22 protein-coding genes are annotated in these 26,815 nt (G+C 66.3%); 6 read left to right on the forward strand and 16 right to left on the reverse strand.

What is annotated here, in order from left to right; all coding sequences use genetic code 11:
* Positions 1 to 114 precede the first annotated feature (114 nt).
* From V5G24_RS14055 to V5G24_RS14085, 7 genes are all read right to left on the reverse strand, one after another.
* A complete protein-coding gene (locus tag V5G24_RS14055) occupies positions 115 to 1,206 on the reverse strand; it encodes an ABC transporter ATP-binding protein (RefSeq protein ID WP_394081908.1) in 1,092 nt (363 codons plus the stop codon).
* Positions 1,203 to 1,922: an SMC-Scp complex subunit ScpB gene (gene scpB, locus V5G24_RS14060; protein ID WP_394081906.1), complete on the reverse strand. Its 720-nt coding sequence runs from the start codon at positions 1,920 to 1,922 to the stop codon at positions 1,203 to 1,205. Before scpB ends, V5G24_RS14055 begins: the two co-directional genes overlap by 4 nt.
* Entirely contained in the window at positions 1,919 to 2,725 is an 807-nt protein-coding gene (locus V5G24_RS14065) for a segregation and condensation protein A (protein ID WP_394081904.1), read from the reverse strand. The genes scpB and V5G24_RS14065 overlap by 4 nt, the downstream gene beginning before the upstream one ends.
* A gap of 4 nt (positions 2,726 to 2,729) precedes the next feature.
* Complete coding sequence (nagZ, locus tag V5G24_RS14070) at positions 2,730 to 3,743, reverse strand: beta-N-acetylhexosaminidase (protein WP_394081902.1); 1,014 nt, start codon at positions 3,741 to 3,743, stop codon at positions 2,730 to 2,732.
* A 131-nt stretch (positions 3,744 to 3,874) separates the two neighbouring features.
* The gene (locus V5G24_RS14075) at positions 3,875 to 5,038 is read right to left on the reverse strand and encodes a peptidoglycan DD-metalloendopeptidase family protein (RefSeq protein ID WP_394081900.1); all 1,164 of its coding nucleotides are present in this window, start codon (positions 5,036 to 5,038) and stop codon (positions 3,875 to 3,877) included.
* 125 nt (positions 5,039 to 5,163) lie between these two features.
* Entirely contained in the window at positions 5,164 to 6,435 is a 1,272-nt protein-coding gene (locus tag V5G24_RS14080; RefSeq protein ID WP_394081898.1) for an alpha/beta hydrolase, read from the reverse strand.
* Positions 6,436 to 6,525: 90 nt separating this feature from the next.
* Positions 6,526 to 7,179 carry a protein-L-isoaspartate(D-aspartate) O-methyltransferase gene (locus V5G24_RS14085; RefSeq protein WP_394081896.1) on the reverse strand — a complete coding sequence of 218 codons (654 nt, stop codon included), beginning with the start codon at positions 7,177 to 7,179 and terminating at the stop codon, positions 6,526 to 6,528.
* 258 nt (positions 7,180 to 7,437) lie between these two features.
* Between V5G24_RS14085 and recG the strand changes: the two genes are divergently transcribed.
* Both recG and V5G24_RS14095 read left to right on the forward strand, forming a co-directional pair.
* Positions 7,438 to 9,546 carry an ATP-dependent DNA helicase RecG gene (gene recG, locus V5G24_RS14090; protein ID WP_394081894.1) on the forward strand — a complete coding sequence of 703 codons (2,109 nt, stop codon included), beginning with the start codon at positions 7,438 to 7,440 and terminating at the stop codon, positions 9,544 to 9,546.
* Positions 9,547 to 9,567: 21 nt separating this feature from the next.
* Complete coding sequence (locus tag V5G24_RS14095; RefSeq protein ID WP_394081892.1) at positions 9,568 to 9,981, forward strand: YbaN family protein; 414 nt, start codon at positions 9,568 to 9,570, stop codon at positions 9,979 to 9,981.
* A 30-nt stretch (positions 9,982 to 10,011) separates the two neighbouring features.
* Here V5G24_RS14095 and V5G24_RS14100 read toward each other — a convergent pair whose 3' ends face one another.
* The 3 genes from V5G24_RS14100 to glmU all read right to left on the reverse strand — a co-directional run bounded on the left by V5G24_RS14100 (position 10,012) and on the right by glmU (position 14,647).
* Positions 10,012 to 11,187 carry a hypothetical protein gene (locus tag V5G24_RS14100; RefSeq protein ID WP_394081890.1) on the reverse strand — a complete coding sequence of 392 codons (1,176 nt, stop codon included), beginning with the start codon at positions 11,185 to 11,187 and terminating at the stop codon, positions 10,012 to 10,014.
* Positions 11,188 to 11,341: 154 nt separating this feature from the next.
* Positions 11,342 to 13,165 carry a glutamine--fructose-6-phosphate transaminase (isomerizing) gene (glmS, locus tag V5G24_RS14105; RefSeq protein WP_394082121.1) on the reverse strand — a complete coding sequence of 608 codons (1,824 nt, stop codon included), beginning with the start codon at positions 13,163 to 13,165 and terminating at the stop codon, positions 11,342 to 11,344.
* Between the two features lie 138 nt (positions 13,166 to 13,303).
* Positions 13,304 to 14,647 (reverse strand): bifunctional UDP-N-acetylglucosamine diphosphorylase/glucosamine-1-phosphate N-acetyltransferase GlmU, encoded by a 1,344-nt coding sequence (glmU, locus tag V5G24_RS14110; protein ID WP_394081888.1) that lies wholly within the window; start codon positions 14,645 to 14,647, stop codon positions 13,304 to 13,306.
* A gap of 278 nt (positions 14,648 to 14,925) precedes the next feature.
* Here glmU and V5G24_RS14115 point away from each other — a divergent pair, with 278 nt between their 5' ends.
* Positions 14,926 to 15,315, forward strand: a complete 390-nt coding sequence (locus tag V5G24_RS14115) for a hypothetical protein (RefSeq protein WP_394081886.1) — start codon at positions 14,926 to 14,928, stop codon at positions 15,313 to 15,315.
* On the opposite strand, the gene V5G24_RS14120 is transcribed toward V5G24_RS14115, so the two are convergent.
* On the reverse strand, positions 15,275 to 16,900 hold the full coding sequence (locus V5G24_RS14120) for a glycoside hydrolase family 17 protein (RefSeq protein WP_394081884.1): 1,626 nt from the start codon (positions 16,898 to 16,900) through the stop codon (positions 15,275 to 15,277). The two genes, V5G24_RS14115 and V5G24_RS14120, sit on opposite strands and share 41 nt — an antisense overlap.
* Positions 16,901 to 17,113: 213 nt before the next feature.
* Between V5G24_RS14120 and V5G24_RS14125 the strand changes: the two genes are divergently transcribed.
* The 3 genes from V5G24_RS14125 (at position 17,114) to gltA (ending at position 22,046) form a co-directional block, all read left to right on the forward strand.
* Complete coding sequence (locus V5G24_RS14125) at positions 17,114 to 17,569, forward strand: hypothetical protein (RefSeq protein WP_394081882.1); 456 nt, start codon at positions 17,114 to 17,116, stop codon at positions 17,567 to 17,569.
* Positions 17,570 to 17,783: 214 nt separating this feature from the next.
* Positions 17,784 to 20,411 carry a glycosyltransferase gene (locus tag V5G24_RS14130; RefSeq protein WP_394081880.1) on the forward strand — a complete coding sequence of 876 codons (2,628 nt, stop codon included), beginning with the start codon at positions 17,784 to 17,786 and terminating at the stop codon, positions 20,409 to 20,411.
* 324 nt (positions 20,412 to 20,735) lie between these two features.
* A complete protein-coding gene (gene gltA / locus V5G24_RS14135) occupies positions 20,736 to 22,046 on the forward strand; it encodes a citrate synthase (protein ID WP_394081878.1) in 1,311 nt (436 codons plus the stop codon).
* A 222-nt stretch (positions 22,047 to 22,268) separates the two neighbouring features.
* Here the strand turns inward: gltA and lpxB are convergent, their stop codons facing one another.
* Genes lpxB through lpxD form a run of 5 tightly spaced genes read right to left on the reverse strand, consistent with a single transcriptional unit; the run spans position 22,269 to position 26,774 of the window.
* Positions 22,269 to 23,444: a lipid-A-disaccharide synthase gene (gene lpxB, locus V5G24_RS14140; protein WP_394081876.1), complete on the reverse strand. Its 1,176-nt coding sequence runs from the start codon at positions 23,442 to 23,444 to the stop codon at positions 22,269 to 22,271.
* Positions 23,441 to 24,376 (reverse strand): LpxI family protein, encoded by a 936-nt coding sequence (locus V5G24_RS14145; protein ID WP_394081874.1) that lies wholly within the window; start codon positions 24,374 to 24,376, stop codon positions 23,441 to 23,443. Before V5G24_RS14145 ends, lpxB begins: the two co-directional genes overlap by 4 nt.
* A 4-nt stretch (positions 24,377 to 24,380) precedes the next feature.
* Positions 24,381 to 25,187, reverse strand: coding sequence for an acyl-ACP--UDP-N-acetylglucosamine O-acyltransferase (gene lpxA, locus V5G24_RS14150; RefSeq protein WP_394081872.1), 807 nt, complete (start codon positions 25,185 to 25,187; stop codon positions 24,381 to 24,383).
* 1 nt (position 25,188) lies between these two features.
* The gene (gene fabZ, locus V5G24_RS14155) at positions 25,189 to 25,695 is read right to left on the reverse strand and encodes a 3-hydroxyacyl-ACP dehydratase FabZ (protein ID WP_394081870.1); all 507 of its coding nucleotides are present in this window, start codon (positions 25,693 to 25,695) and stop codon (positions 25,189 to 25,191) included.
* Positions 25,692 to 26,774, reverse strand: coding sequence for a UDP-3-O-(3-hydroxymyristoyl)glucosamine N-acyltransferase (gene lpxD / locus V5G24_RS14160; protein ID WP_394081868.1), 1,083 nt, complete (start codon positions 26,772 to 26,774; stop codon positions 25,692 to 25,694). The genes fabZ and lpxD overlap by 4 nt, the downstream gene beginning before the upstream one ends.
* Positions 26,775 to 26,815: the final 41 nt, after the last annotated feature.

Consider the following 26,815-nt stretch of genomic DNA (forward strand, 5'->3'; position numbering starts at 1 on the left):
CATGCCACCGACTCTAGAGCATGTCCCGGCAAAGTTGAACGACTTTTCCCGACCGGAAGCGTCGTCGCATTCACCTTGCGGCATCCGCCCGGCATGCGCGCCCAAAATCCAGCGTTATCCCCCGGAAGCGGCGAAAACAAGGACTTCGGACGGGTCCACCATCACGCCCACGTCCCGTCCGGGCACCGCGCCCGGCGGCGCGCGCAGCCGCGCCACCACCGGACGGTCGCGCCCGGCCACCATCACTTCGACGAGATCAAGCTCGCCGAGGAACCGCCGCTCCACCACCCGGCCGCGAATCCCGCATGGATTGGCGGTCAGCGAGATGCCCTGCGGCCGCACCGCCAGCACGGCCGCGCCGTCCGCCGTACCTTGCGGAGCGGGAAAGCTGCCGAGCGGGCTGTTCACCCATCCGCCCTGCACCATCGCGTCCATCTCATTCAGCTCGCAGAAGAAACGCGCCGCCCCGAGGTCGCGTGGCGCGCGATACAGCTCTTCCGGCGGCCCCACCTGCACCAGCTCGCCATTGCGCAGCAAGGCGATGCGATCGGAGAGACGCATCGCTTCCTCGGGATCGTGGGTGACGATGATGCAGGTGGCGCGCGCATCGCGCAGCACCGCCAGCGTATCGGCCCGCACCTGGTCGCGCAGGCGCCGGTCGAGGCCGGAGAACGGCTCGTCCAGCAGCAGGATGCCGGGACGCGGGGCAAGCGCGCGCGCGAGCGCCACGCGCTGCTGCTGGCCGCCGGACAATTCATGGGGATAGGCGCCCGCATAGCGCTCCAAATCGACGCGGGCGAGCGCGCGCAGCGCCTCCCCCTCGGCTTCGGACTTGCGCAGGCCGGAAAGGCCGAACATCACGTTCTGCAGGTTGGTCAGGTGCGGAAAAAGCGCATAATCCTGGAACACCAGCCCGATGCCGCGCCGTTCCGCCGGCACGAAGGCGGAGGGCCCGGCCATCTCGATGGTGTCGACGCTGATGCGCCCGCTGTCCGGCCGCTCGATGCCCGCCGCGAGGCGCAGCAGCGAAGTCTTGCCGCAGCCGGAATTGCCGAGGAGGCAGAGAACCTCGCCGGGCCGCACGTGCAGAGTGATGCCGCGCACGGCCTCCACGTCGCCGTAGGACAGGCGCACATCCTCGAAGCTCAGGCCCTTGGCGATGGCGGCGGGGGTTCGCTGGCGCACGGTCTTGGTCTCGATTTTCATTCCTCGTCCTCGTCGCCCGGCTGCGGCGGCGGTGCAAGGGCGAAGTCCAGAGGGTCGGCCTCCAGCGGATCTTCGTCCTCGCGCAGCGTGTCATCATCGGACGGCAGCGGGATGGAGAAGCCGGAAGGAATGCGCCCGTCCAGCAACCCCGCGCCCTTCAGCTCGTCCAGGCCGGGCAGATCCTGCACGCCGTCGAGCCCGAAATGGACCAGAAAGGTGGGCGTGGTTCCATATGTCACGGGCCGCCCCGGCGCCTTGCGGCGGCCGCGCAGGCGCACCCAGCCGCTCTCCAGCAGCACGTCGAGCGTGCCCTTGGAGGTGGAGACGCCGCGAATCTCCTCGATTTCCGCCCGCGTCACCGGCTGGTGATAGGCGATGATGGCCAGCACCTCGATGGCCGCGCGCGAAAGCTTGCGCGGCTCGGGGGCGCCGGCGGCCACCACATGGGCAAGGTCCGGCGCGGTGCGCAGCATCCAGCCGCCGGCCACCTTCACCACATTCACGCCGTGGCGCGCATAATCGGCCGTGAGCGCGTCCATGAGAGCGGGGATGTCCGCGTCGGCCGGCAGATGCGGGCGCAGCGCGGCGGCGTCCAGCGGCATCGCCGAGGTGAACAGCAGCGCCTCGATGATCCGCAGGTCGCGGGCGAGCGCCAGCGCCCGCTCGTCCTCGGGACGGGCGTCGAACAGATCGACGCGCGGCGCGGCGCGGTTCATGCCTCGCCCTCCTCCGGCGCCCGGTTGCGCAGCCAGAGCGGGGCGAAGGGCGCGTCCTGGCGAATATCCAATGTCCCGTCCTTCACCATCTCCAGACTGGCCGAAAAGCTGGAGGCCAGCGCCGTCGCCCGCTGCTCGGGCGTGGTGAGATAGTCTAGCAGGAAGTGGTCGAGACGCATCCAATCGCCCGCAACCCCGCCGAGCAAGCGTTCCAGCCGCGCCCGCGCCTCGGCCAGCGACCAGACCGCGCGGGTCTTCAGCGTGACATAGGACAGCGCCTGCCTCTGCCGCTGGGCCGCATAGGCGGACAGCAGATCATACAATGTCGCGGTATAGGTCACCGGCTGGTCCGTGCCGCGCGGGCGTTCCGGCACGACGCGCGGGAACACGTCCCGGCCGAGCCGCTCGCGCGCCATCAGCCGCGCCGCCGCCTGGCGGATACGCTCCAGATGGCGCAGGCGCCGGGCGAAGGCGGCGGCCATCTCCTCGGCGCTCGGCCCATCCTCCTGCGGTGGCAGCGGCAGCAGGAGGCGCGATTTGAGATAGGCGAGCCAGGCGGCCATCACGAGATAATCGGCGGCCAGCTCCAGCCGCACCTTGCGGGCGGCGTCGATGAAGGCGAGATATTGGTCCGCCAGCGCCAGGATGGAGAGCCGCGTCAGGTCCACCTTCTGGGTGCGCGCGAGGGCGAGCAGAAGGTCCAGCGGGCCTTCGAAGCCATCGATATCCACCACGAAAGCGCCATCCCCGGCCGAGGCGGGACTGTCCTCGGCGAAGTCGGGGGTGTCGGGCGCGGTGGACATGGCCTTATCTGGATACTCCCAACAGGCTGGCGAGCCGAAGCCGCGCTTCCATAACGTCGAACCGGTCGGACACGACGCGCAGCGCCAGCGCCCGGTCCCCCCGCTCGGCGGCGAGACCTGCGAGCGGCGGGGCATTGTCCGCCACCTCAGCCATTTCTTCCAGCTTGCCGTTACAATGGAGGAGCATGTCGCAGCCGGCAGCGATCGAGGCGGCGGCGCGTTCGCCCACGGAACCGGACAGCGCGCCCATGGAAAGATCGTCGCTCATCACCAGCCCGGAAAAGCCGATGAAGCCGCGGATGATCTCGTCCATCACCAGGCGCGAGGTGGTGGCGGGCCGCTCGGCATCCAACGCCGCATAGACCACATGGGCGGTCATGGCGAGCGGCAGATGGGCGAGCGGACGGAAAGCGGCGAAATCCGTGCGTTCCAGCTCGGCGCGGTCGGTGTCCACCACCGGCAGGCGCTCGTGGCTGTCGACGCGGGCCCGGCCGTGTCCGGGAATATGCTTCACCACCGGCAGCACGCCACCATCCAGCAAGCCGCCCGCCGCCGCCCGGGCCAGCGCGGCCACCTGGGCCGGCGTCTCGCCATAGGCGCGGTTGCCGATGATGCCATGGCCCTCGGGCAAGCGCAGGTCCGCCACCGGCAGGCAATCCACATCGATGCCGAGGTCTAAAAGATCGGCGGCGATCAGCCGGGAATTGAGGCGCACCGCCTCCAGCCCCGCCTCGCGGCTGCGGCCATAGAGCACGCCGAACGCTTCGGCCGGCGGATATTCGGGCCAATAGGGCGGGCGCAGGCGCTGCACCCGCCCGCCTTCCTGGTCGATCAGCACCGGCGCGTTCCAGCCCAGCGCGTCGCGCGCCTCGGCCACCAGAAGGCGCACCTGGTCGGGCGTCTCCACATTGCGCGCGAACAGAATGAGGCCCCAGGGCGCGCGCGCCCGCAGGAAGTCACGCTCCTGCGGCAGCAGGCGGGGGCCAGCGAGCCCGACGATGAAAGCATTCGCGGTCATGGGATCGGCCTATCGGGGCGTCATGCGCGCGTCAAGGCACGGCACGCCCTGGGCCGGACCGACGAAAAAAGGCCGGGACGATGCCCGGCCTTAAGGTGGTTCTTGGAGGAACAGCGTCGGACGGTCCTGGCTCAGAGGCCCGCCACATATTGGCTCGGGTCCACGGGCTGGGAGCCCTTGCGGATCTCGAAGTGAAGTTGGGGTGTGCTGACGCCGCCGCTCTGGCCGGCCTTGGCGACGATCTGGCCGCGCCGCACGGTGTCGCCGCGCTTCACCATCAGCTCGCTGTTATGGGCATAGGCGGTGACATAGCCGTCCGCATGCTTGATGAGCACGAGATTGCCGTAGCCCTTCAGCTCGTTGCCGGCATAGGCGACGACGCCATCCTCGGCGGCGCGCACGCCGGTGCCTTCGGGCACCGCGAAATTCACGCCGTCATTGCGGGCGCCGCCCGGCTTGGGACCAAAGCCGGAGATCACCCGGCCGCGCACCGGGGCGCGGAACTGGGGACCGGAACCGGGGGTGCGGGCGGTGTCGTCAGCATCATCCGCTGGCGTCACCTTGGCGGCGGTCTCGACCTTCGCCGGGGCTGCGGACGCCACCTTGGCCGGAGCGGTAGCAGACGGGATCGCAGCGGTCACTGCGGATGTCGGCGCGGAGGGCACGGTCGCCGGCTTGGCGGCGACGACGGTCTTGGGCGCGGCAGGCGGAGCCACGGGCGTGGGCACCGCTGCGACGACGCTGGGCTTGGCGGCGGCCGGCGCGGGCCGGATCTGCGCCAGATTTCCGGCGGTGCCCGGCGGCACCACGAGCGTCTGGCCGATCTTCAGCTGCGCATCCGGGGAGATGCCATTGACCTGCGCGAGATGCGCCCGGGTCATGCCATAGCTTTGTGCCACCGAGGTGAGCGTTTCGCCTGGGGTCACCACATGGCTGGCGGCGCGGGCCGTCGTATGTGTCGGCGCCGGGGCGGGCGGGGCCGCGGCATAGGTCGCGGCGCCATAATTGGGCGCGCCGTACAAGGGCTGTCCGCCCGACGGCGGGGGCGCGGCATAGGCGACCGGCGGACCGGCCGGTGCCAGGGGCGCCGAGGCGATGGGACCGGCATCGACCCGGCCCGTCGGCGCGGCGCCGAGCGAACCCGTCACCTCCGGCGAGCCCTGGCTTGCCATCGGCCCCGGAGCGGAGAAGCGCGCCGAATCCGAACTGCACCCGGCGAGCGCACCGGAGACGAGCCCGACCATGGCGAGCCGCGCCAAGACGTTTTGTCCCAAGGTTTCGCGGGAAGAAAGCATGTGACCGAACTCGCACGCAACGAACATGCGGCCACTTAAGAGCCCCAGCAGTAAACGGCGCCTTAAGCTCCGGAGCCTTCCTCAGCATTTCCTTTAGTGTGACAATTACGCAACGTCGCGAAGGATCACTCTACCTTCGGCACGGTGGTGAGCAGGCGGCCTGTCGAGCCCGCGGTTGACGACAAGTGACTGCCGAGGCTTTCCACCTGCGCGCCGTAATTCTCGCGCGAGGAAGGATCGAGCACCGCCGCCGGCGCGGAGAGCACCACGCCGGCCGCCGTGCCGATGGTGGTCGCGGTTCCGGCGGTGACCTGGATGATGCGATCGCCCACGCCCTCGCGGCCGTCGGTCATGGTCTGGCCCTCGGCGAGGCGGCCGCCGATCATCTGCACCACTTCCGGGCTTTCGGCGAACTTGCCGTGGTTCAGCTTGTCGTCGGTCTGGAGCTTGGTGAGGTCCAGCACCGTGATGTGGTCGCGCTCGAACTCGGTGCGGAACGGCTCCTGCTCGGGGTTCACCTGCCCGAGCCGCGCGGCCGAGCCCCACACCTGCCTGGACACCTGGAGCGCCCGGTCGTCCTGCGACACAAAGATGGTGAAGTTGGGCTTTGGGTTGCCGAAATCGGAAAACTGGGTGCGGAAGATGTCCACGTCCACATCCGGTGCGGCCAGCATGACGTTGCGGATCTTGGGCGCGATGCGGCCGTTGCGGATCGCCATCTGGCGCAGGGCCTCCAGCGTCACCCAATTGCCCATGGAATGCGCGAGGATGGAAATCTCCCCCACGTCCGGATCCTTGGCGAGGCCCGTGAGCAGCTTTTCCAGCGCATCGCGCGAATAGCTGGCGCTTTCGCGGTCGTAGCCATAGGCCAGCAGGCTGCCGCGCGAGGGCCAGGTGAACAGGATCGGCGTTACCGGCGCGTTTGAATCGTGCACGATCTGCGCGAAGCGGAAGACGGCGTCCTCGAAGCGGTTGTTATAGCCGTGGATGAAGATCAGCGCCTGCCGGCGGGGCGTCTTCTTGATGCGCTTGTTGAACCAGTCGAGCGCGGCGCTCTGGGTCAGCACATCGGCGCGTAGGGTCACGAAATCGGTGGCGGGATTGCCCGGTACGCTCTTCGGCCATTGCACGTCGCCCACCTTGCGATTGGCGGCGGGCGGAATGGAAACCGCGATCTCCGCAAAGCTCAGCGTGGTGCCGCGGTCGCCGGAAAACATGTCGAGGTTCTTGGCGGGCGCGCGGGTGGTGGCCACCACCATCTCAACCACGCTGGCGCCCGGCACGGTGTATTCCACCGGCACCAATATGCCGGGTGGGCGACCGCCGCATGCGGCCAGCCCGAGACTGAGCGCCAGGGTGACCCCCACGGCGCGACCGCGCGATCCGAGCCGCATCATGTCCCCTGAATTCCTCTCCGCATCGGACGCGGAACCATGTGGATAGAGGAGCAAAGCGGCCGGTGCAATGCACCGAGAGGGGCATTTTGTTTACAAAGTCGCGGCTGCCCCGGCGACAAGCGGCACGAATCGCACCGGCATCATCTGCGTGGCCACGAGGCCGGACGCGCCTTTGACGAAGCGCGTCAGGGTTTGGACCTCGCTGGGATCGCCCATGGGGGCGACCAGGATTCCGTCGATCCGCAACTGATCCACCAAGGCCTGCGGCAATTCCGCCGTCGCAGCGGTGATCAGGATGCGATCGAACGGCGCGCGCGCCGGCAGCCCGGTGCGCCCATCCCCCACGAAAGCGGTGACATTGCGCAGCCCCAGCACGTTGAAGCGCACCTGCGCCTCGCTCACCAGCTGCCGATAGCGGTCGATGGTGGTCACCTGTCCGGCGAGATGGGAGAGCACCGCCGCCTGGTAGCCCGATCCGGTGCCGATCTCCAGCACGCTGTGCTGCGCGTTCACCGCCAGCGCCTCGGTCATGGCGGCGACCACGCTCGGCTGCGACATGGTCTGCCCGCAGGCGATCGGCAGGGCGACGTCGTCATAGGCATGCCGGCGCAGGGCCGGGTCCACGAACAAGGCGCGCGGCACCAGCTCCATGGCGCGCAACACCGCCAGATCCTGGATGCCGCGATGGCGCAGGCCGAGCACGAACGAAATGCGTTCCTGCTTCTCGGCGTCGGTATCCGCCATCGCGCCGTCCTGCTCCACAGATTGCTCGCCGGACATAGTACACCACTTTCAAAAGCGGCTGGCGCGGGCTTTTCGCGCGCCAGGCGGCCAACACCTTGATGGCAGGGGCATTCCCGGCTTCCTGGAAAGATGGGATCGCCTCCGCGGGGTTCAACGCCGCCGGCCGCGGTTAAGTTTCCCATCCCTTGTGCTTTGCATGGCATGCTCTGCATCGCATGCTCTTGCGCGCGGCGGCAGGCTCGGCCACTTTCCCCGCGCATGCGCCCGGCTTTGCTCGATCCCCTCTTCGCGCCCCTGACCAGCCTTTCGGGCATCGGCCCCAAACTGGAAAAGCCGTTCGCCCGCCTGCTGGCGCGCGAGACGCCGCGGGTGATCGACCTGCTGTTCCATCTGCCCTCCGGCTATGTGGACCGCCGCGCTCGCCCGCGCATCGCCGATGCCGCGCCCGATACCGACGTAACGGTGGAAGTGCGGGTGGAGGACCATCACCCCCCCGCCCCCGGCCGCCGCGCGCCCCATCGCACCCTGGTGAGCGATGAAAGCGGCGATCTGACCGTGGTGCATTTCAACATCGACCGCACCCGCCTCGAGCGCCTGCTGCCGGTCGGCGAGACGCGCTGGCTGTGCGGCCGCATCACGCTTTACGACGGCATGCGGCAGATGACCCATCCCGACCGTATCCTCGATGCCGCCGGCCTCGCCAAGCTGCCGCCCATCGAACCCACCTATCCGCTCGTGGAGGGTCTCGCCGCCGGCCATGTGCGCCGGGCCATCGAGGCGGCGCTTGCCCGTATCCCGGACCTGCCGGAGATGATCCCCTTAGACGGGATGCCGGCGGACCTATTCCTGGACGGTCGCTGGCCGAGCTTCCGCGACGCGCTGCACCGGGTGCACCGGCCGGCGGATCTCGTCGAGGCGCAACCCACCGGCGCCGCCTGGCAGCGCCTCGCGTTCGAGGAATTGCTGGCCCATCAGGTGACCTTGGCCCTGGTGCGGGCCCGGCAGATCGAGACCGGCGGGCGGGCGAGCATCGGCGACGGGCATATCACCCGCGCCGTGCGCAGCGCCCTGCCCTTCTCGCTGACCGGCGCGCAGGAAACCGCGCTCGCCGCCATATCGGCCGATATCTCCTCGGAAAAGCGCATGCTGCGCCTGCTCCAGGGCGATGTCGGCTCGGGTAAGACCGTGGTGGCTTTGCTCGCCGCTGCCGGCGTGATCGAGGCCGGACGACAGGCGGCGCTGATGGCGCCGACCGAGATCCTCGCCCGCCAGCATCTGGAAACCATCGCCCCCCTCGCCGCTAAGGCGGGCATCGAAACCGCGATCCTCACCGGTCGCGAGAAGGGCCGCGCCCGCGAGGCGATTCTCGCCGGCCTGCGGGAAGGGCGCATCCGCCTCGTGCTCGGCACCCATGCGCTGATCCAGAACGACGTCGCCTTCGCCGATCTCGCGCTCGCCATCGTGGACGAGCAGCACCGCTTCGGCGTGGAACAGCGCCTCGCGCTCTCCCGCAAGGGGGAGGCTGTGGACATGCTGCTGATGACCGCCACCCCCATTCCCCGCACCCTCGTGCTCACCTTGTTCGGCGACATGGACAGCTGCGAACTGCGGGAAAAGCCGCCGGGACGCCAGCCCATCGACACGCGCTCTATCTCCATCGAGCGGCTCGACGAGGTGGTGGCCGCCGTGGGGCGCGCGCTCATGCAGGGCGCGCAATGCTATTGGATTTGCCCGCTGGTGGAGGAGAGCGACGTTTCCGACCTCGCCGCCGCCAGCGAACGCCACGAGAGCCTGCAGCATTATTTCGGCGACAAGGCCGGTCTTGTCCACGGCCGCCTGTCCGGGGCGCAGAAGGATGCGGTGATGGCCCGCTTCGCCAGCGGGGAGACGCGCATCCTGGTGGCGACCACGGTGGTGGAAGTGGGCGTGAACGTGCCCAATGCCACCATCATGGTGATCGAGCATGCCGAGCGCTTCGGCCTTGCCCAATTGCATCAGTTACGCGGACGCGTGGGACGTGGCGACAAGGCCTCCACCTGCCTGCTGCTGTATCGCGGTCCCTTAAGTGAGACCGCCAAGGCGCGGCTCGCGATTCTGCGCGAGAGCGAGGACGGCTTTGCCATCGCGGAAGAGGATCTGCGCCTACGCGGCGAAGGCGACGTGCTCGGCACCCGCCAGAGCGGCTTTCCCGGCTTCGCCCTCGCCCGCCTGGATGTGCATGCGGCCCTGGTGCCGCAGGCGCGGGAAGTCGCCGCGCGCATCGTCGGCGCCGATCCCACGCTCGGCGGGGCCCAGAGCGCGCCGGTGCGGATGATGCTGTATCTCCACGAGCGCGATGCGGCGATGCGCTTGCTCTCGGCCGGTTGAAGGACGATGGTCCCGCCCGACATGCCAGCCACGCCCTCCCCCGATCCCCGCCCGCGCCCCACCGATCTGCGCGGGATGCTGCTGCACCGCGCGATTTTCGCGGCGGGCTGCGTGTTTCTCACCCTCGGCGCCATCGGCATGGTGGTGCCCATGATGCCGGGCACGGTGTTCCTGATTCTCGCCGCCTGGTGCTTCGCCCGCACCTCGCCGAAGTTCGAGGCCTGGCTGCTCAACCACCGCTATCTCGGCCCGAGCGTCGCCCGCTGGCAGGAAACGGGCGCCATTCCCTGGCCCGTGAAATTGCTGGCGCTCACCAGCTTCGTCGGCACCTGGAGCGCGTCCTGGTATATGGGCGCGCCGATGGCGGTGCTGATCGGCCTGGGGATTTTCTTCTCGGTGCTCGCGCTCTTCATGGTGACGCGGCCGTCGCGGTGAGGGAGGTGGGAGCGCGGTGGGTGAAGTCCCTCAGCTCATGGGGATGGTCATTACGACCTCGCCGATCTCGTCGAGATTATTTCCATCGAGATATTTGTCCAGGCGCCCCTTCTTATCTTTTGCCAATTTTCCATCCACATAGCGGCGGTAGACTGCGATGTCGCCTGTCCTTGCCTTGTGGACATAGACAAATTTGCCGACCTTGGGCTGAAACGTCTTGGGATCCGGCTTCTTGGCGGCGGCCTGAGTGACGCTATGATAGCGATAGATCCGGTTGATGGTCGGATCTTTTAAATTTGGCAACGCTTTTTTTAACTCGGGCAGAACATCTTTCCACTCGGGAGCTTTTTCTCCTTTGGCCCGGGAGAGCTCTATCTGGGCAATGCCCCTATCGGCTTGGGAAAATCCCTTTTCCGCGTTCATTTCATCGTATTTACTACTGTACTCCACGACAATCTCACGCTCTTCAACTTCTAGCTGAGCACGAATAATCGCATCAGCCTCGGGCATGACTTTCATCACGCCAACATCTGTATTCTTATAAAGTACATTAATACTTGTAATTCCTGTTCGTGCAGTCAAAATATAAGTATTATTTTTATTTCTTTTGCAGAAATTTTCAAAAAATCTGTAAGCGTAACTGTCCTTGATAAAATCAGGATCGTCCAATTTTTCGTGATTTTCCCCATACGCCAATTCCGAGCGGGCGCCATAGCACATGATCAGGGAGATAAGATGGGATTTCTGGGAAAGAACATCACTCAGCTGCGTCGCCATATCATCATAGCGCAGAAATTGAGCTTTATTATGCAACGCTTGACCCGAGGACACTTCTTTTGAATGCGATGCTTTATAGGTCCAGGAAAATTCACCATCCCCGGCGCGACCATGAACGATAATCATGACTTTTCGCGCCGTTGCACAATTATGGATAATTTGATTTTTTATCAATTGATATGAGAAATCATCATCAAGATTCTTGAGCTTGAGAAGCTGAACAAAATTGACAAAAAATACGGTGTCTCCCGCCATTTTGTGGGTTTCATATGTATTAGTTTTTACCGAGTGCTTCTTCCAGATTGCGGTATGGGTTGGCCCCGCCTCTTTTTGGTTTCCATATTGAAGCGGATTAATATACGTAATTTCCTCATCATTCGGCAGATCGTGCTCAGCGGCGCAATGAAGAACGACAATATCGCAAGCCATGACTAGCCTCATAGCCACCCTTACCAATCAGCCGCTGTTTTAACGATGCGTTGGCAACAAGCGTAAGACAGCACCGCCTTACGCTCCGTTCAGCTGCCAAATCTTTTGCTTCCGATCCTGCGGCGCTCCATTCGCAAACGCCGATCGCCCTCCCTCACTCCACCGTGACGGATTTCGCCAGATTGCGCGGCTGGTCCACGTCCGTGCCCATGATGACCGCCGTGTGGTAGGCGATCAGCTGGACCGGGATGGAATAGACCAGCGGCCCCACGGTCGCCGGCATCTCCGGCAGGATCAGCTTCTGGATCGCGTCCACGTTCGCCTGCGCCGCGCCGGCTGGGTCGGTGACGAGAATGATCCGGCCACCGCGCGCCGCCACCTCCTCCATGTTGGAGACGGTCTTGTCGAAGATGCGGTCGGACGGGGCGATCACCACCACCGGCATCTTCTCGTCGATCAGCGCGATGGGGCCATGCTTCAGCTCGCCGCCGGCATAGCCCTCGGCGTGGATGTAGGAGATTTCCTTCAGCTTCAGCGCGCCTTCCAGCGCCAGCGGATAATTGGTGCCGCGGCCGAGATAGAGCACGTCCTGTGCCTTGGAGAGGGTGCGGGCGAGAACCTCAATCTCCGGGCTCAGTTTTAGCGCCTCGGTCATCAGGCGCGGCACTTCCATCATGGCGCGCACCAGGCGATGCTCGTCCTCAAGGGAAAGATTGCCCTTCGCGCGGCCGGTCGCCACCGCGAGGCAAAGCAAGGTAGCGAGCTGACAGGTGAAGGCCTTGGTGGAGGCGACGCCGATTTCCGGACCGGCGAGGATCGGCAGCACCACATCCGCCTCGCGGGCGATGGTGGAAGTCGGCACGTTCACCACCGCCACCACCTTCTGCCCGCATTCCTTGGCATAGCGCAGGGAGGCCAGCGTATCGGCGGTTTCGCCCGACTGGGAGATGACGATGGTGACGCCGCCCGGCGGCAAGGGGGTCTCGCGATAGCGGAACTCGGATGCGATGTCGGTGCTCACCGGAATGCGCGCGAACCGCTCGAACCAATATTCCGCCACCGCACCGGCATAGAGCGCCGTGCCGCAGGCGGTGATCGACATATGGTTGATGTCGGCGAGCGCGAACGGCAGCTCGGGCAGGCACACCACCTCCTCGGCGATGTCCACATAATGGCTGAAGGTGTGGGCGATGACCTCGGGCTGCTCGTAAATCTCCTTCGCCATGAAATGGCGATGGTTGCCCTTGTCGACGATCAAGGTGCCGGCGGCCACCTTCTGGATCGCCCGCTGCACGATCGCCCCGCGCTCGTTGCGCACTTCGACGCCGCCGCGATGCAGAACGGCCCAATCGCCCTCTTCCAGATAGGAGACGGTGTCGGTGAACGGGCCGAGCGCGATCGCGTCCGAACCCAGGAACATCTCGCCCTCGCCATAGCCGATGGCGAGCGGCGAACCGCGCCGGGCCGCGATCATCAGATCGTCGAAGCCGTCGAACACGAAGGCCAGCGCAAACGCCCCCTTCAGGCGCGGGAGCACCGCACCCACGGCGGTCACCGGGTCGAGACCCGCCAGCAATTCGCGATCCACCAGCTGGGCGACCACCTCGGTGTCAGTGTCGCTCTTGAAGCTGATGCCGCGGCCGATCAGCTCTTCCTTCAGCTCGCGGAAATTCTCGATAATGCCATTGTGCACCGCAGCAACCCGCTTGGTGGCGTGCGGGTGGGCATTGCGTTCCGAGGGCTTGCCGTGGGTCGCCCAGCGGGTGTGGCCGATGCCGGTGTGGCCGTGCAGCGGGTGGCGGTCCAGCTTCTTCTCGAGGTTCCGCAGCTTGCCTTCGGCGCGGCAGAGCGTGAGGTGGTTGTCCTCCAGGGTCGCGATGCCCGCGGAATCATAGCCGCGATATTCCAGGCGGCGGAGCGATTCCACCAGGTTTTCCGCAACGGGTGTCTTGCCGAGAATGCCGACGATGCCGCACATGACCGATTGCGCTCCGTAAATGTCACACCCGAGGCCGGTTAAAGCCCGCTTCATGCTGCGCCGCCAGCCCTCGCGGCGCAGCGCAGCATCACTTCCTCTTTCGCTTCCTGACGACCGGTCGCCCGGCGGGCGAAGCGATCAATCCTTTTGCTTCGCGCGGTCGCGGAATTCCGGCGCCCAGCCGGGCTTCACCACCTGCCGCCCGCGGGCGATCGCCAGCGCATCGTCCGGCACGTTATCGGTGATGACCGAGCCGGTGCCCACGTAGGCTCCGGCGCCGATGGTCACCGGCGCCACCAGCGCTGAATGCACGCCGATGAAGGCGCCCGCGCCGATCTCCGTCCGCGATTTGGTGAAGCCGTCGTAATTGCAGGTGATGGTGCCGGCCCCGAGATTGCTGTTGGCGCCCACATGGGCGTCGCCGACATAGGAAAGATGGTTCACCTTAACGCCGCGTTCAAGGTGGGCCGCCTTGGTCTCGACGAAATTGCCGATGCGCACCCCGGTATCGAGCCGCGTGCCCGGCCGCAGCCGCGCATAGGGGCCGATGGTGACGCCGCTTTCCAGGTGCGCCCCTTCCAGATGGCAGAAGGAATGGATCACCACGTCATTGCCGACGCGCACCCCCGGACCGAACACCACGTGCGGCTCCACGATCACGTCGCGGCCAAGCTCGGTGTCGGCGCTGAAGAACACCGTCTCGGGGGCGACCAGGGTCGCGCCGCCCGCCATGGCCACAAGCCGCAGCCGCTTCTGGATGATGGCTTCCGCCTCGGCCAGCTGGATGCGGCTATTGATGCCAGCCACATCCTCGGCCTCGCCCTCGGCGGCGATGGTGGCGTGGCCCTGGGCGCGGGCGATCTCCACCGCGTCCGTGAGATAATATTCGCCCTTGGCATTGTCGTTGCCGATGCGCTCCAGCAGATCCAGCGCATGGGCGCCGGAGAGCGCCATCAGCCCGGCATTGCAGAAATCGATCTGCCGCTCGCTGGGGCTCGCGTCCTTTTCCTCGCGGATCGCCAGTAACTCCCCGCCATGCGTGATCAGCCGGCCGTAGCCGGTGGGATCGGCGGCATAGAAACCGAGCGCCACGACGGCGGCCCCGCTCGCCAGTGGCGCGCGCAGGGCCAGCAGGGTCTGGGAGCGCACCAGCGGCGTGTCGGCATAGAGAACCAGCACGTCGTCCACCGGCTGCGCCAGCGCCGCGCGGGCGGCGAGCACGGCATGGGCCGTGCCGAGCCGCTCTTCCTGGAGAAACACCTGGGCATGGGGGGCGATGCGATGGGCTTCCTCGGCCACATCGGCACGGCCGGGACCGACCACCACGGCGATGCGCGTCGCTCCGGCGCCCCGGGTCGCCTCCAGCACATGGTGCAGCATGGTGCGGCCGGCGATCTTATGGAGCACCTTGGGCAGGCGCGACGCCATGCGCGTGCCTTCGCCGGCAGCCAGAATCACGACAAGAAGACTGCGTTCGCTCATGGAAATCCTCACGCCACGACCAACGCGGCCCTTCTAGAGCGAAAACCACGCCCTTGTCGCCATCCGATGTCGGCGAGGCACCGGGATCCCCGCCTGTAACCGAATATGGGTGAAGCCTTCCTTCACGCGCAACGGATGGCGAAGCCGGAGCGGGGCTCGGTTGCGCGGGGCAAGACGCCGCTCCAAGAAGACGCTCCGGGCTGCAAACGGCCGCCGGGGGAGTTGTCTCGCGGCGGGGATGATGCCATCTGGCAGGGACACCATTGCAGGACGCGCCCATGGATACCGCCACCGACCGCAGCTTCCGTCCCGGACCGCGCGCCATGAACTGGCTGATCGCGATCGGCATGGGCGCCACCGGCTGGGCGATCTATGTGCGCTATCTGATCATCGAGCCATCCACCGTGGGCCTCGCCTGCGATGCCGGGCTCGCCACCTTCCAGTGCAAGCTGCGCGCGGCCACCATCGCCCTGTTCGGCTGGTCGGTGTTCGGCGGCATCGCCCTTGCCGCCGCTTTGGTGCAGCTCTGGCGACCGCGCCTCGTCACATTCGCGGTCGGGATCGCGTTCGCGGGGATCGCGCTGGTACTCTACAATAATATCGCAGGTGCGATCGCGGCGATGCTGCTCATCCTGTCGCTCGCGCGGCCCGGACCCGCCACAGCGTAACGGCGAGCGCCAGGCAGATCAGGCCGAACCACAGCGCCTGCCAATTCTGCAGCGTCTCGTTGAGCGGCACGAATAGTCCCGCGACCAGCAGCCACCAGAAGGCCGTGCGTTCCGCCATGCCCGCCCCCGCCCCGGCCGGCAGCCGCAGCAAGGCGAACACGGCGAGCGCCGCCGCGACCGGCGTCAACGCATTGATCGGGAAGTCCTTGTAGCGCGGATCGAACACCAGTTCGAACGCCGCTTCGCCGATGGCGAGAACGCCGAGGGCGAGAACAGCCGCGGCGGCCACCGCGAATCCGTCCTCCTGTCGGCGTCGCGCACCATCGAGCACGATGGCGAGCGCGGGCAGCCGCACGCTAGCGCCGATGGCCGCGGGAATCACCGCCATCGCGCCGAGCGAGACCGCGACGAAGGCGAGATTGCGCGTCCAGCCAATCCAGCCGAGGCTCTCCAGCGGCAGCGCCGCGAGCGCTGGCCCGAATGTCGCCCCCCCGGCGAACGCGATCAGGGCGACCGCGAGCCAGTCACGCGGGCGCACGCTCTTCGCCCGCTTTTTCGCCCCATACAGCGCCGCGCCGAAGGCCAGCACCACGATCGCGACCCCCACTGCCGCCTGGGCGCGCCAGAAGGGGTGATCCGAGACCGGCTCGCCCCAGTGGAATTTCGGTTCGCGCGTTCCGGCGTCGATCAGCCCCCAATGGCCGCCCACCGTACCCTCGTTCGCCCGCTTCCAGGGCTGGTCGAACGCCTCGATGACATTGACCCGATAGCCTTTTTCCTTGGCCAGCTTCAGCAGCTCATGCATCACCAGAGCCTGCTGCGAGGGCGCCGGAAGCGCGCCCTCGCGCATGCGCCCGGCGCTCGGCCAGCCGGTCTCGCCGATCAGGATTTCCTTGCCGGGAAACATCTTCGCCACATGCTGGCGGGTTTCGTCGATATGCCGCGCCGCCTGATCGGCCGCCACCGGCAGGTCCTCCCAATAGGGCAGGATGTGCACGGTGATGAAATCCACGTCCGCCGCAAGCGCCGGGGCACGCTCCCAGAATTCCCAAACGTCGGCATAGGTGACGGGCGTGGCGCCGACGCGGGACTTCACCTCCCGCAGGATGGCGGAGATGTCGGAGGAGGACAGTTCGCCGCGCAGCATCACCTCATTGCCGACGATCACCCCCTGGATCACGTCGGGATATTGCTGCGCGAGCTTCACCCCGGCATCGATCTCGATCCGGTTCCGCGCCCGTTCGGAGCCGAGCCAGATGCCCTGGAACATCTTGAGCCCGTGCTTGCGGGCCAGCGGCGCCACCTTGTCGAGCCCCATTTCCACCGAATAGGTGCGCACGCAATCGGTGATCTTCGCCAATTGCGCCAAATCCTCGTCGATCTGCTGTTCGGGAATCACGAGCCCCTTGATCAGCGGGGATTGGCCGTCGCGGAAAGGGGCATACGACACGCATTGCAGTTTTTCGCCGGCGGCCAGCGGAGACGGCGGCATGGCCACCGGCCGCCCCATCCAGCCGGCGAGCGCCACAACAGCCGCGCCCACCACAAGTGTCAGCAGGAGCGGCAACCGCAAAGACGATGTCATGAAATCTCCCGAGGGCTGGGGCCGCAGCGCGTGTGCAGCGACATAAAGCTTCACGACAACCCTGTGAAGCCATTGCGGTGCAACCGAGGCAGGCCAAGGGCGGCGGGGCGCCGCTGGTGCCTCTTTTGCTGCGCGTCCTCATGCTGACAAATTCCCGACATTCTCCTAAGGTGCCGCCGCGGATCGTCTTCCGCCCCTCAGCCTTCGAACCCAATGGCCAATATGGACCGTTTCCGTCTCACGCTCCTCGCGGGCGCCCTGTTCCTCGCGTTCGCCGGTCCGGTTTCCGCCCAGTCGCAGGGAACCGACCAAAAGCCCGCAACCCCCGCCGAGCAGATCACGCCGGAGCAGCAGGCGGCGCGGGAGGCGCAGCGCCGGTCCGTGGAGGAATTCACCGAAGCCGCGAAACTGCCGGGCAATGCCGGTTTGCCGGAATGTGTCTGGACCGGGCGGCGCATTGCCGCGCTGCTGTGGCGCGACGATATCGACACCGCGCGCCGCCATCTCGACATGTACGAGCGGTTCGGTTGCCCGACCGAGCACCTCAAGCTGGCGTTCCGCTGCTTGGTGCGCCAGGGCAACATCGATCAAAAAGCGCAGGAGCGTTTGGGCGCGCGGGTTCATCAATGTTGGGTTAATCCCGACTATGTTGCTGCACCGGCGCAATAATTAGATCACGGCGCGGCCTCCGGGCCGCCCATCGCCCGCCACACTTCCCATTTACCTCTTGATTTGAGAGGTTTAGTGTCTCGATGCAGTGCCGCGAAAATGGCGCTGCCGACCTTGGGGCAGGTCGAAAGGGTGCTCCGTAGCTTAAGATCAGGAACCGACGTCTTAAGTCTGCGTTAACGGTTCGATTTCCCTTTCGAGTGGGTCTCCGCCAATGCGTCCCGGCCTTGCTGCTGCTGCAGCCATCATCACGGTTGTGACCGGATTTCACGCCGCGATCTGGTATTCCGTGCGCCCGGAAGTTCACGCTCCGAGCGTTACGGAACGCTTTTCGAGCCTGTCCTTCGCGCCCTATAGCCGAGACGTCCGCCACCCCGATAAGGGCCCGCCGGTGACGGCGGAGCAGATTCGCGCGGATGTGAATGCGGTGGCCGACTATACCCGCGCCATCCGCACCTATTCGTCCACCATGGGACTGGAGCTGATCCCCGCCATCGCCGCCGAGCGCGGGCTGAAGGTGACGGTCGGCGCCTGGATCGACAAGGACGAGGCCCGCAACGAAAAGGAGATCCGCGCGGCGGTCGAACTGTCGAAGCGCAATCCCAATGTCGAAGGCCTGGTAATCGGCAACGAAACCATCTTCCGCGGCGAAAAGAGCGCGGCCGAGATGGCCGAGCTGATCCGCAAGGTAAAGCGCGAGACCAGCACCCCCGTCACCACAGGCGAAATCTGGAACGTGTGGCTCGACCATCCCGAGCTGGTGTCGGCATCGGATTACATCGCCGCGCACATTCTTCCCTATTGGGAAGGCGTGAGCGCCGAGCAGGTCGTGGACCGCTCCATAGATATTTATAATCGCCTGCGCGCCGCCTATCCCGGCAAGCGCATCGTGATTGCCGAGTTCGGCTGGCCGAGCGCGGGCTTCAATCGCGACGGGGCGGTGCCGGGCGAACTCGCGCAGGCGAATGTGATCCGCACCTTCACGGCCCGCGCCGAAGCCATGGGCATCGAATATAATATCATTGAGGCGTTCGACGCCCCGTGGAAGAGCTTCGAAGGCTCGGTGGGCCAATATTGGGGCGTGTTCGACGCCAACCGGCACCTGAAATTCCCGCTGACCGGCCCGATCGTGCCGAACACGTTCAACCAGACGGCGATTCTCGCCCTGCTGCTGGGCCTCGTGTTCTCGCTGCCCATGCTGCGCGCCTCGCAGACCGTCACCGTATCGCAAGGCGCCGTGCTCGCTGCTGCGGCGAACGGCGTCGGGGCGTGGGTCGCCTTGGTGTTCAACCATTGGGCCACGCATTATGTCACCGGCGGCAATTATGTGACGCTGCTGCTGTCCCTGGTTCTGCTCGTGCCGCTGGTGATCGTGCTGCTCTATCGCATCGAGGAATTGGCCGCCGTCGCGTTCGGCCCCGCCCCGAAGCGTCTGGTGGAGGCCCGGCCCGCCGCCACGCTCTCGCGCTATCCGAAGGTGTCGATCCACATCCCCGCCTATCGCGAACCGCCGGAGATGCTGAAGCAGACCCTGGATGCGGTGGCGCGGCTGGATTATCCCAACCTCGAATGCGTCGTCGCGCTCAACAACACGCCCGACCCGGCGATGGTGGAGCCGATCCGCGCCCATTGCGCCACGCTCGGCGAGCGCTTCAAGTTCCTGAACCTTGAGAAGATCAGCGGCTTCAAGGCCGGCGCCCTGCGCATCGCGCTGGAGCACACCGCCCCCGATGCCGAGATCATCGGCGTAATCGATGCCGATTACGTGGTCGCGCCCAATTGGCTGAAGGATCTCGTGCCGGTGTTCGAGGACCCCACCGTGGGCCTCGTCCAGGCACCGCAGGATCATCGCGACGCGCACCTGAGCCCGATGCACGAGGCCATGAACGCGGAATATGCCGGCTTCTTCGACGTCGGCATGGTCCAGCGCAACGAGGATGACGCCATCGTCGTGCACGGCACCATGTGCCTGGTGCGCCGCGCCGCCATGATGGAGGCCGGCTCCTGGTCGTCCGACACCATCTGCGAGGATACCGACCTCGGCCTCACCATCGCCGAGAACGGTTGGAAGACCCATTATACCCGCACCCGCTATGGCTGGGGCCTCTTGCCCGATACGTTCGAGGCGTTCAAGAAGCAGCGCCATCGCTGGGCCTACGGCGGCTTCCAGATCATCCGCAAGCATTGGTCGCGCTTCCTGCCGGCCCGCTCGCGCCTGACCACGGCCCAGCGCCGTCACTTCCTGCTCGGCTGGGTGGCCTGGCTCGGGGCCGAATCGGTGGGCGCGCTCGCCGCCATCCTGTCGCTGGTGTTCGTGCCGTTCGTGTTCGCCTTCGGCATCGCAGTTCCGGCGCATATTCTCACCTTGCCGATCATCGCCACCTTCGTGGTCTATGTGCTGCATTTCATTGCGATGTACCGCATGCGGGTCGCCACCACGCCGTTGCGCATGCTGGGCGCGGCGATCGCCGCCATGGCGGTGCAGTTCACGGTCGCCAAGGCGGTGTTCGACGGTTTCCGCTACAAGGACCTCGCCTTCGCCCGCACCGCCAAGGGCGGCGGCTGGCTCTCGGGTGCCGCGCGCTCCTTCCCGGCGCTGCCCGAGGCGGTGGTGGGCACCCTGCTGCTGGGATCGGGCGTGGCGCTGCACATGACCAATTGGCACGTGGTGCGCGAGGTCGATCTTTATGCGCTCGCTTTGGTGGTGCAGAGCCTGCCGTTCGTTGCGGCGGCGCTCATCGGCCTCGGCGAAACCTCGCGGCTGAATGATTTCGCCACTTGGCGCGCCCTGAAGACCCGCATCGCGACCGTCGCCGGCCGCCTGCCGGCCGTGGCCGACTAAGCTCCCGGATGGCACCTTGATCGAACGCCCGGCCCTGCGCCGGGCGTTTTCATTTGTGCCTCGTCGGCCGATTTTCGAGCATTGATACCGCCGTTTTTCCCGCGACGCGGCAGGAGATTGACGGAGCGGACGCGAAAAATCCGCATCCGCCGACACAATGGAATCAAGACGCGGCAAAGGGTTTCGGCCCGCTTCACCGCGTGTTGCGCCCCATGAAGGCATGGTCACGCTTGCGGCAAAATTAGGGAGGGTTTACGACTGCGCGCCAGACCCTTCGCATCCGCGAAGGTGGTACCATTTCCCCGCTTACAGATGGGAGACCTTATGGACGCCACCACCAAAACCGCAGGTTCAGCCGCCAAGCTGACAGTGGGTGAGAAGAGCTGGGACCTGCCGGTCAACGGCGGAACCATCGGCCCCTCGGTCGTCGACATCTCCAAGCTGTACGGCCAGACCGGGATGTTCACCTACGACCCGGGCTTTACCTCCACGGCTTCGTGCGAGAGCAAGATCACCTATATCGACGGCGATGAAGGCGTGCTGCTCTATCGCGGCTATCCCATCGAGCAGATCGCCGAAGGCGGCGACTTCCTGGAGACCTGCTATCTCCTGCTCTATGGCGAACTGCCCACCGCCGCGCAGAAGGCCGATTTCGATTATTCCGTGACCCGTCACACGATGGTTCACGAGCAGATGACCCGGTTCTTCCAGGGCTTCCGCCGCGACGCCCACCCCATGGCCATCATGGTGGCCTCGGTCGGCGCGCTCTCGGCCTTCTATCACGACTCGACCGATATTTCCGACCCGCAGCAGCGCCTGATCGCGTCGATCCGCATGATCGCGAAGATCCCGACCCTTGCCGCGATGGCCTATAAATATTCCATCGGCCAGCCGTTCGTGTATCCCCAGAACTCGCTGGATTACACCTCGAACTTCCTGAACATGTGCTTCGCCGTTCCGTGCGAGGACTATAAGGTGAGCCCGACGCTCGCCCGCGCCATGGACCGGATTTTCATCCTCCATGCCGACCACGAGCAGAATGCCTCCACCTCCACGGTGCGTCTCGCCGGCTCCTCGGGGGCCAACCCGTTCGCCTGTATTGCCGCCGGCATCGCCTGCCTGTGGGGACCGGCCCACGGTGGCGCGAACGAAGCCGCGCTGAAGATGCTCACGGAAATCGGCCGTCCTGAGCGCATTCCGGAATTCGTGAACCGCGCCAAGGACAAGAACGATCCGTTCCGCCTCATGGGCTTCGGCCACCGGGTCTATAAGAATTACGACCCGCGCGCCAAGATCATGCAGCAGACCTGCCACGAGGTTCTTACCGAACTCGGCATCAAGGACGATCCGCTACTGGACGTGGCCATCGAGCTGGAGCGCGTGGCGCTGCACGATGAATATTTCATCGAGAAGAAGCTCTATCCGAACATCGATTTCTATTCCGGCATCACCCTGAAGGCGATGGGCTTCCCCACCACCATGTTCACGGTGCTGTTCGCGGTTGCCCGCACGGTCGGCTGGATCGGCCAGTGGAAGGAAATGATCGAGGATCCGGGCCAGCGCATCGGCCGTCCCCGCCAGCTCTACACCGGCGCCGAGCGTCGCGACTACGTGCCGATGGCCAAGCGCAAGTGATGCACGCCGCGTGAGCCTTTCGAGGCTCGCGGCACCGCCTGGCGCCGGCGCTTCCTACCAAAAGAAACGCGGCCGAAGGGCCGCGTTTTTCGTTTTAAGGGGCGTCGTTTTAAGGGGCGTCGTTTGAAGGGGCGTTGTGTTTCAAGAAACCGCAAGGTCGCGCGCCACCACGGGGCGAGCAGCTTGGGCACACCGTCGGGACACGGCCGAAAACGCGGGATATCAGCGCCGGGCGGCGGCCGTGGCGAGCACCACCCGCGCGGCGCGCAGGCTCGGGGCCTCGTCCTCGGTACCGAAGATCTCATCCAGCCGCGCGAACGCCTCGATCTGCCGGTCCCGATCCGCGCCATCCTTCAGCAGCCGGCCCAGCGCGCCCGAAAGCCGCTCGGGCGTGCAATCGTGCTGGAGAAATTCCGGCACGATATTCTCGCCGAGGATGAGATTGGGCAGGATGACGCTGGGCAGCTTCAGGATATAGGGCGCGATAACCGCTTCCCACGCCGCCACCTTATAGGCCGCAACCGTCGGCACACCGGAAAGCGCCAGTTCCAGCGTCACCGTGCCGGACGCCGCGAGCGCGGCCCGCGCCGTACGGAACGCGGCATATTTTTCCTCCGCGTCGGTAACGACGCGCGGGTGCACCGGCCAGTCCGCAACCAGGGCCTCGACCATGGGCAGCAGGCGCGGAAGTGTGGGCAACACCACGTCCAGCGGGCGTTGGCTTGCAAGATGCCCGATCGCCTGTCCGAAAACCGCGCCCAGCCGCTCCACCTCGCTGCGCCGGCTGCCCGGCAGCACCAGGACCAGCGGCGGCTCATGGGCGGGACGCGCCGGTTGCGCCGCACTCGCCCGCAATTCGGCGAGCCGCTCCAGCAGCGGATGGCCGACATAAGTGGTCGGCGGCCCGCCAAGGCGCAGATGCACATCCGGTTCGAACGGCAGCAAGGCCATCAGATGATCGATGGACGGCCGCATGGCCTTCGCCCGGCCGGGCCGCCACGCCCAGACCGTGGGCGACACATATTTCACAATCGGGATCTGCGTATTGTGACGCCGCACCCGCGCGGCCACGCGATGGGTGAAGTCCGGCGCATCCACCAGCACCAGGACGTCCGGCGGAGCGGCGCAGATGGCCTCAACCGTCTCGCGCAGGCGCTTGAGGATGGTGGGCAGCTTGGCGAAGACCTGACCGAAGCCGATGGCGGTCAGATCGTCCATGGGAAACAGGCTCGCCAGCCCCGCCGCCTGCATGCGCGGCCCGCCGACCCCGGTGAAAACGACGCCGGCAGGCGCGAGCTGGCGCAGGCCCGCCATGACCGCACCACCCAGCATGTCGCCGGATTCCTCACCCGCCAGGATAAAAACGCGCAGCGGGCGCGCCGGCAGACCGGTGCTCACGCCCGCCCCCCCGGCGCGACGCCGAGCACGAACAGGCCTGCGGCATCGGCCGCGCGGACCAGTTCCTGCGGATCTGGAACAATGACCCCGCCGGCCTCGAAGGCGATTCCGGCAAGCCCGGCCCGCGCCGCGCAGGCGACGGTGCCGGGGCCGAGGGACGGCAGGTCCACCCGGCGATCCTGATCGGGCTTCGGCGCCTTCACCAGCACGCCCGCGCGCATGGGAAAGCGCAGCCGCCCGCTGGTGCGCAGGGCTTCATAGCGCGCCAGCACGGCATCGGTGCCTTCGGCGGCCTCCACGGCGGCGACGAAGCCGTTCACCACGATCACCCCCTGCCCCACATCGAACGGGCCGAGCGTGTGCACCACCGAAAGGCCGAGCTTGATATCGGCTTGCTGTTCGGCGCTCGGCTGGACATGGCCGAGCACGCCTTCCGGCAGCAGCAGCCCCGGCACCGCCTCGTGCGCGCCGATGAGGTGAAAGCCCTGCTCCGCCACGAGGCCCAGGACACCGGACAGTAGATGGTTATCGCCGCCGCGCAGCAGCCGCGCGACACGCGGCAGCAGGCGGATGGTGGTCCAATCCAGCCCGAGATCGGACAAGCGCGGGCGGGTGAGCGTTCCCACCATCACCACGTCGCGCACCCCGCGGGCGCGCGCCACGGCGGAGACGCTGCCGAGCGAACCGAGGCGGAACCAATGGTGGGGATAACGCTCCAGAGCCGGATCGGCGAAGCCCTTCATGAGCAGCAGCAGAACATCGCGCCCCTGGGCGCGCACCGCTTCCGCGACCGCCGCCGGGAATGCGCCGCCGCCGGCGACGATGGCCAGCGGCCCTTCCTGGACAGAAGTTGAGGCGTTAACACCGGGTGCGCCGCCGGCCGGGCCAAGGCCCTGCGCCTTCAGCCCGTGTTGTACCGGCGCACGGGTCACCGGCTCATTCCTCGTGCACGACGCCGCGCGCGGGCTGGCAGAGCGCGCGATTCTTGCCGGCGTCGATGAAATCCACAATCTCGCGTGCGAACGGCGAGGCCTCGGTCTGTTCGCGCAGCCGCGCGAGACGTTCCGCGAACACGCCGGCGCCGAAGAACAGATCGCGATAGGCGGCCCGCGCGGCATGCAGATCCGCCCGCGTGAAACCGCGCCGCTTCATGCCGATGGTGTTGAGGCCCACCAGACGCCCGGCCTGGCCGAGCACATAGGCATAGGGAATCACATCCTCGCGCACGCCGGTGATGCCGCTGACCATCACCTGCGCACCGATGCGGGTATATTGATGTACCGCACACAGGCCGCCGAGAAACACATGGTCGCCCACGTCCACATGGCCGCCGAGGGTGGCATTATTGGCGAAGATCACATGGTTGCCGACGTTGCAATCGTGCCCCACATGGGCGGCGGTCATCAGCATGCAGCCATCGCCGATGCGGGTCACGCCGCGCCCGCCGGCGGTGCCGATATTGACCGTCACATGTTCGCGGATCACGCAATCCATGCCGATGGTGAGCCCTGTGCGCTCGCCCTTATAATGCACGGACTGGGGCGGCGTGCCGAGCGAAGCGAAGGGATAAACCTCGGTGCGCGCACCGATGGTGGTCTGCCCCTGCACGTTCACATGGGAGATCAACCGGACACCGGCATGAAGCGTGACGTCCGCCCCGACGGTGCAGAACGGGCCAATCTGGACATCGTCGGCGAGGATGGCGCCGTCGGAAACACGCGCGAGAGGGTCAATCAGGGGCACATCAGAATCCGGTAATCATCGCGCCAAGGCGCGCCTCGGCGACAAGCTCGCCGCCCACTTTCGCCTCGCCGCGATACCACCACATGTTGCGGCGACGCGAGATCTTGGTCATGTGATATTCAAGCACGTCGCCCGGCACGACGGGACGGCGGAACTTGGCCTCGTCGATGGTCATGAAATAAACCAAGGGCGGTGGCTGGTCCGCCGGGCGCTCGGGCTTTGAGAGAATGCAGATCACGCCGGCGGTCTGCGCCATGCCCTCGATGATGAGCACGCCGGGCATCACCGGATTGCCGGGGAAATGGCCCTGGAAATGCGGTTCGTTGGCCGTGACGTTCTTCACGCCGACGCAGGAATTGTCACTGTCGATGCGCTCCACCCGGTCCACCAGCAGGAACGGATAGCGATGCGGCAGGCACTGGAGGATCTTTTGCAGATCGGCGCTCGCAAGCACCTTGCATTCGCTCTCGGCCGAAAGAGCCTCGGGGCTGCTGCTGGCGTCGCTCATTCGTCCCCCCCTTCATCGCTGCGTCGGGTGCTTGCCTGACCCAATTTCTTCAGCGCGGTCACTTCCCGAAACCATTCCCGCACCGGCTTGGCCGGCGATCCGCCCCAGCGCACGCCGGGCGGAACATCGTCTTTCACATTGGACGAGGCCGCGATCTGCGCCGCGTCGCCGATGCGCACATGGCCGATTACGCCCACCTGGCCGCCCAGCATGACAAAATCACCGAGGGTCGTGCTGCCCGAGATGCCGGTCTGCGAGACGATCACGCAATGGCGGCCAATCACCACATTATGGGCGATCTGCACGAGATTATCGATCTTGGTACCTTCGCCGATGACGGTATCGCGCAGCGCGCCGCGGTCGATGGTCGTGCCGGCGCCGATCTCCACATCATCCTGGATCACGACCCGGCCGATCTGCGGCACTTTGAGATGACCGCGCGGGCTCGGCTGATAGCCGAATCCGTCCTGGCCGATGCGCACGCCGCTGTGAAGAATCACGCGATTGCCGACCAGCGCATGAATCAGGATGGCCCCGGCGCCGATGGATGTCTCCCGGCCGATGCGCACACCGGCACCGATGACCGCATTGGCGCAGATCACCGATTGCGCGCCGATCTCGACGTCCGGGCCAATCACCGCGCCGGGATCGACAGTCACGCCGTCCTCGAGCCGGGCGGTGGGATGAATGAAGGCGCCGGGCGCAATGCCTTGATGGCCGAACACAGGTTGCGGCCGCAGCGCGGTGGCAAACAGGGAGCGGGTGACATTGACGAAGGCGAGCGCGGGACGCGGGGACACCAGCACGATCAGGCCGGCCGGCGCGCCTTCCGCGAGTTTCTCGGTCGTGATGCAGACGCTGGCCCGGGTCGCCTCGAATTCGCTGCGGTAGCGCGGCGCATCGAAGAAGGCCAGATCGCCCGGCCCGGCGTCGGCGAGGGTTGAGACCCCGCGGACAAGACAGCCTTCGGGCAGATCACCCGCGGGCAGGTCACCCGCCAGGGCGCGCGCTCCGCTCAGTGCCGCAACCTCCGCGAGGGTCAGCGGTGACGGCAGGGGGAAAAAGAGAGGATCGCTCATGATTTAGATACGCTGCGGGCGTCAGGCGGCAAGACCGCCGA

Source organism: Roseixanthobacter finlandensis, from assembly GCF_043195105.2.
Taxonomy (GTDB): domain Bacteria; phylum Pseudomonadota; class Alphaproteobacteria; order Rhizobiales; family Xanthobacteraceae; genus NCEH01.

Excerpts from the sequence above, each read along its gene's own strand:
- V5G24_RS14055 (WP_394081908.1), bottom strand. The coding sequence starts at position 1,206 with ATGAAAATCGAGACCAAGACCGTGCGCCAGCGAACCCCCGCCGCCATC.
- scpB (WP_394081906.1), bottom strand. The coding sequence starts at position 1,922 with ATGAACCGCGCCGCGCCGCGCGTCGATCTGTTCGACGCCCGTCCCGAG.
- V5G24_RS14065 (WP_394081904.1), bottom strand. The coding sequence starts at position 2,725 with ATGTCCACCGCGCCCGACACCCCCGACTTCGCCGAGGACAGTCCCGCC.
- nagZ (WP_394081902.1), bottom strand. The coding sequence starts at position 3,743 with ATGACCGCGAATGCTTTCATCGTCGGGCTCGCTGGCCCCCGCCTGCTG.
- V5G24_RS14075 (WP_394081900.1), bottom strand. The coding sequence starts at position 5,038 with ATGCTTTCTTCCCGCGAAACCTTGGGACAAAACGTCTTGGCGCGGCTC.
- V5G24_RS14080 (WP_394081898.1), bottom strand. The coding sequence starts at position 6,435 with ATGATGCGGCTCGGATCGCGCGGTCGCGCCGTGGGGGTCACCCTGGCG.
- V5G24_RS14085 (WP_394081896.1), bottom strand. The coding sequence starts at position 7,179 with ATGGCGGATACCGACGCCGAGAAGCAGGAACGCATTTCGTTCGTGCTC.
- recG (WP_394081894.1), top strand. The coding sequence starts at position 7,438 with ATGCGCCCGGCTTTGCTCGATCCCCTCTTCGCGCCCCTGACCAGCCTT.
- V5G24_RS14095 (WP_394081892.1), top strand. The coding sequence starts at position 9,568 with ATGCCAGCCACGCCCTCCCCCGATCCCCGCCCGCGCCCCACCGATCTG.
- V5G24_RS14100 (WP_394081890.1), bottom strand. The coding sequence starts at position 11,187 with ATGGCTTGCGATATTGTCGTTCTTCATTGCGCCGCTGAGCACGATCTG.
- glmS (WP_394082121.1), bottom strand. The coding sequence starts at position 13,165 with ATGTGCGGCATCGTCGGCATTCTCGGCAAGACACCCGTTGCGGAAAAC.
- glmU (WP_394081888.1), bottom strand. The coding sequence starts at position 14,647 with ATGAGCGAACGCAGTCTTCTTGTCGTGATTCTGGCTGCCGGCGAAGGC.
- V5G24_RS14115 (WP_394081886.1), top strand. The coding sequence starts at position 14,926 with ATGGATACCGCCACCGACCGCAGCTTCCGTCCCGGACCGCGCGCCATG.
- V5G24_RS14120 (WP_394081884.1), bottom strand. The coding sequence starts at position 16,900 with ATGACATCGTCTTTGCGGTTGCCGCTCCTGCTGACACTTGTGGTGGGC.
- V5G24_RS14125 (WP_394081882.1), top strand. The coding sequence starts at position 17,114 with ATGGCCAATATGGACCGTTTCCGTCTCACGCTCCTCGCGGGCGCCCTG.
- V5G24_RS14130 (WP_394081880.1), top strand. The coding sequence starts at position 17,784 with ATGCGTCCCGGCCTTGCTGCTGCTGCAGCCATCATCACGGTTGTGACC.
- gltA (WP_394081878.1), top strand. The coding sequence starts at position 20,736 with ATGGACGCCACCACCAAAACCGCAGGTTCAGCCGCCAAGCTGACAGTG.
- fabZ (WP_394081870.1), bottom strand. The coding sequence starts at position 25,695 with ATGAGCGACGCCAGCAGCAGCCCCGAGGCTCTTTCGGCCGAGAGCGAA.
- lpxD (WP_394081868.1), bottom strand. The coding sequence starts at position 26,774 with ATGAGCGATCCTCTCTTTTTCCCCCTGCCGTCACCGCTGACCCTCGCG.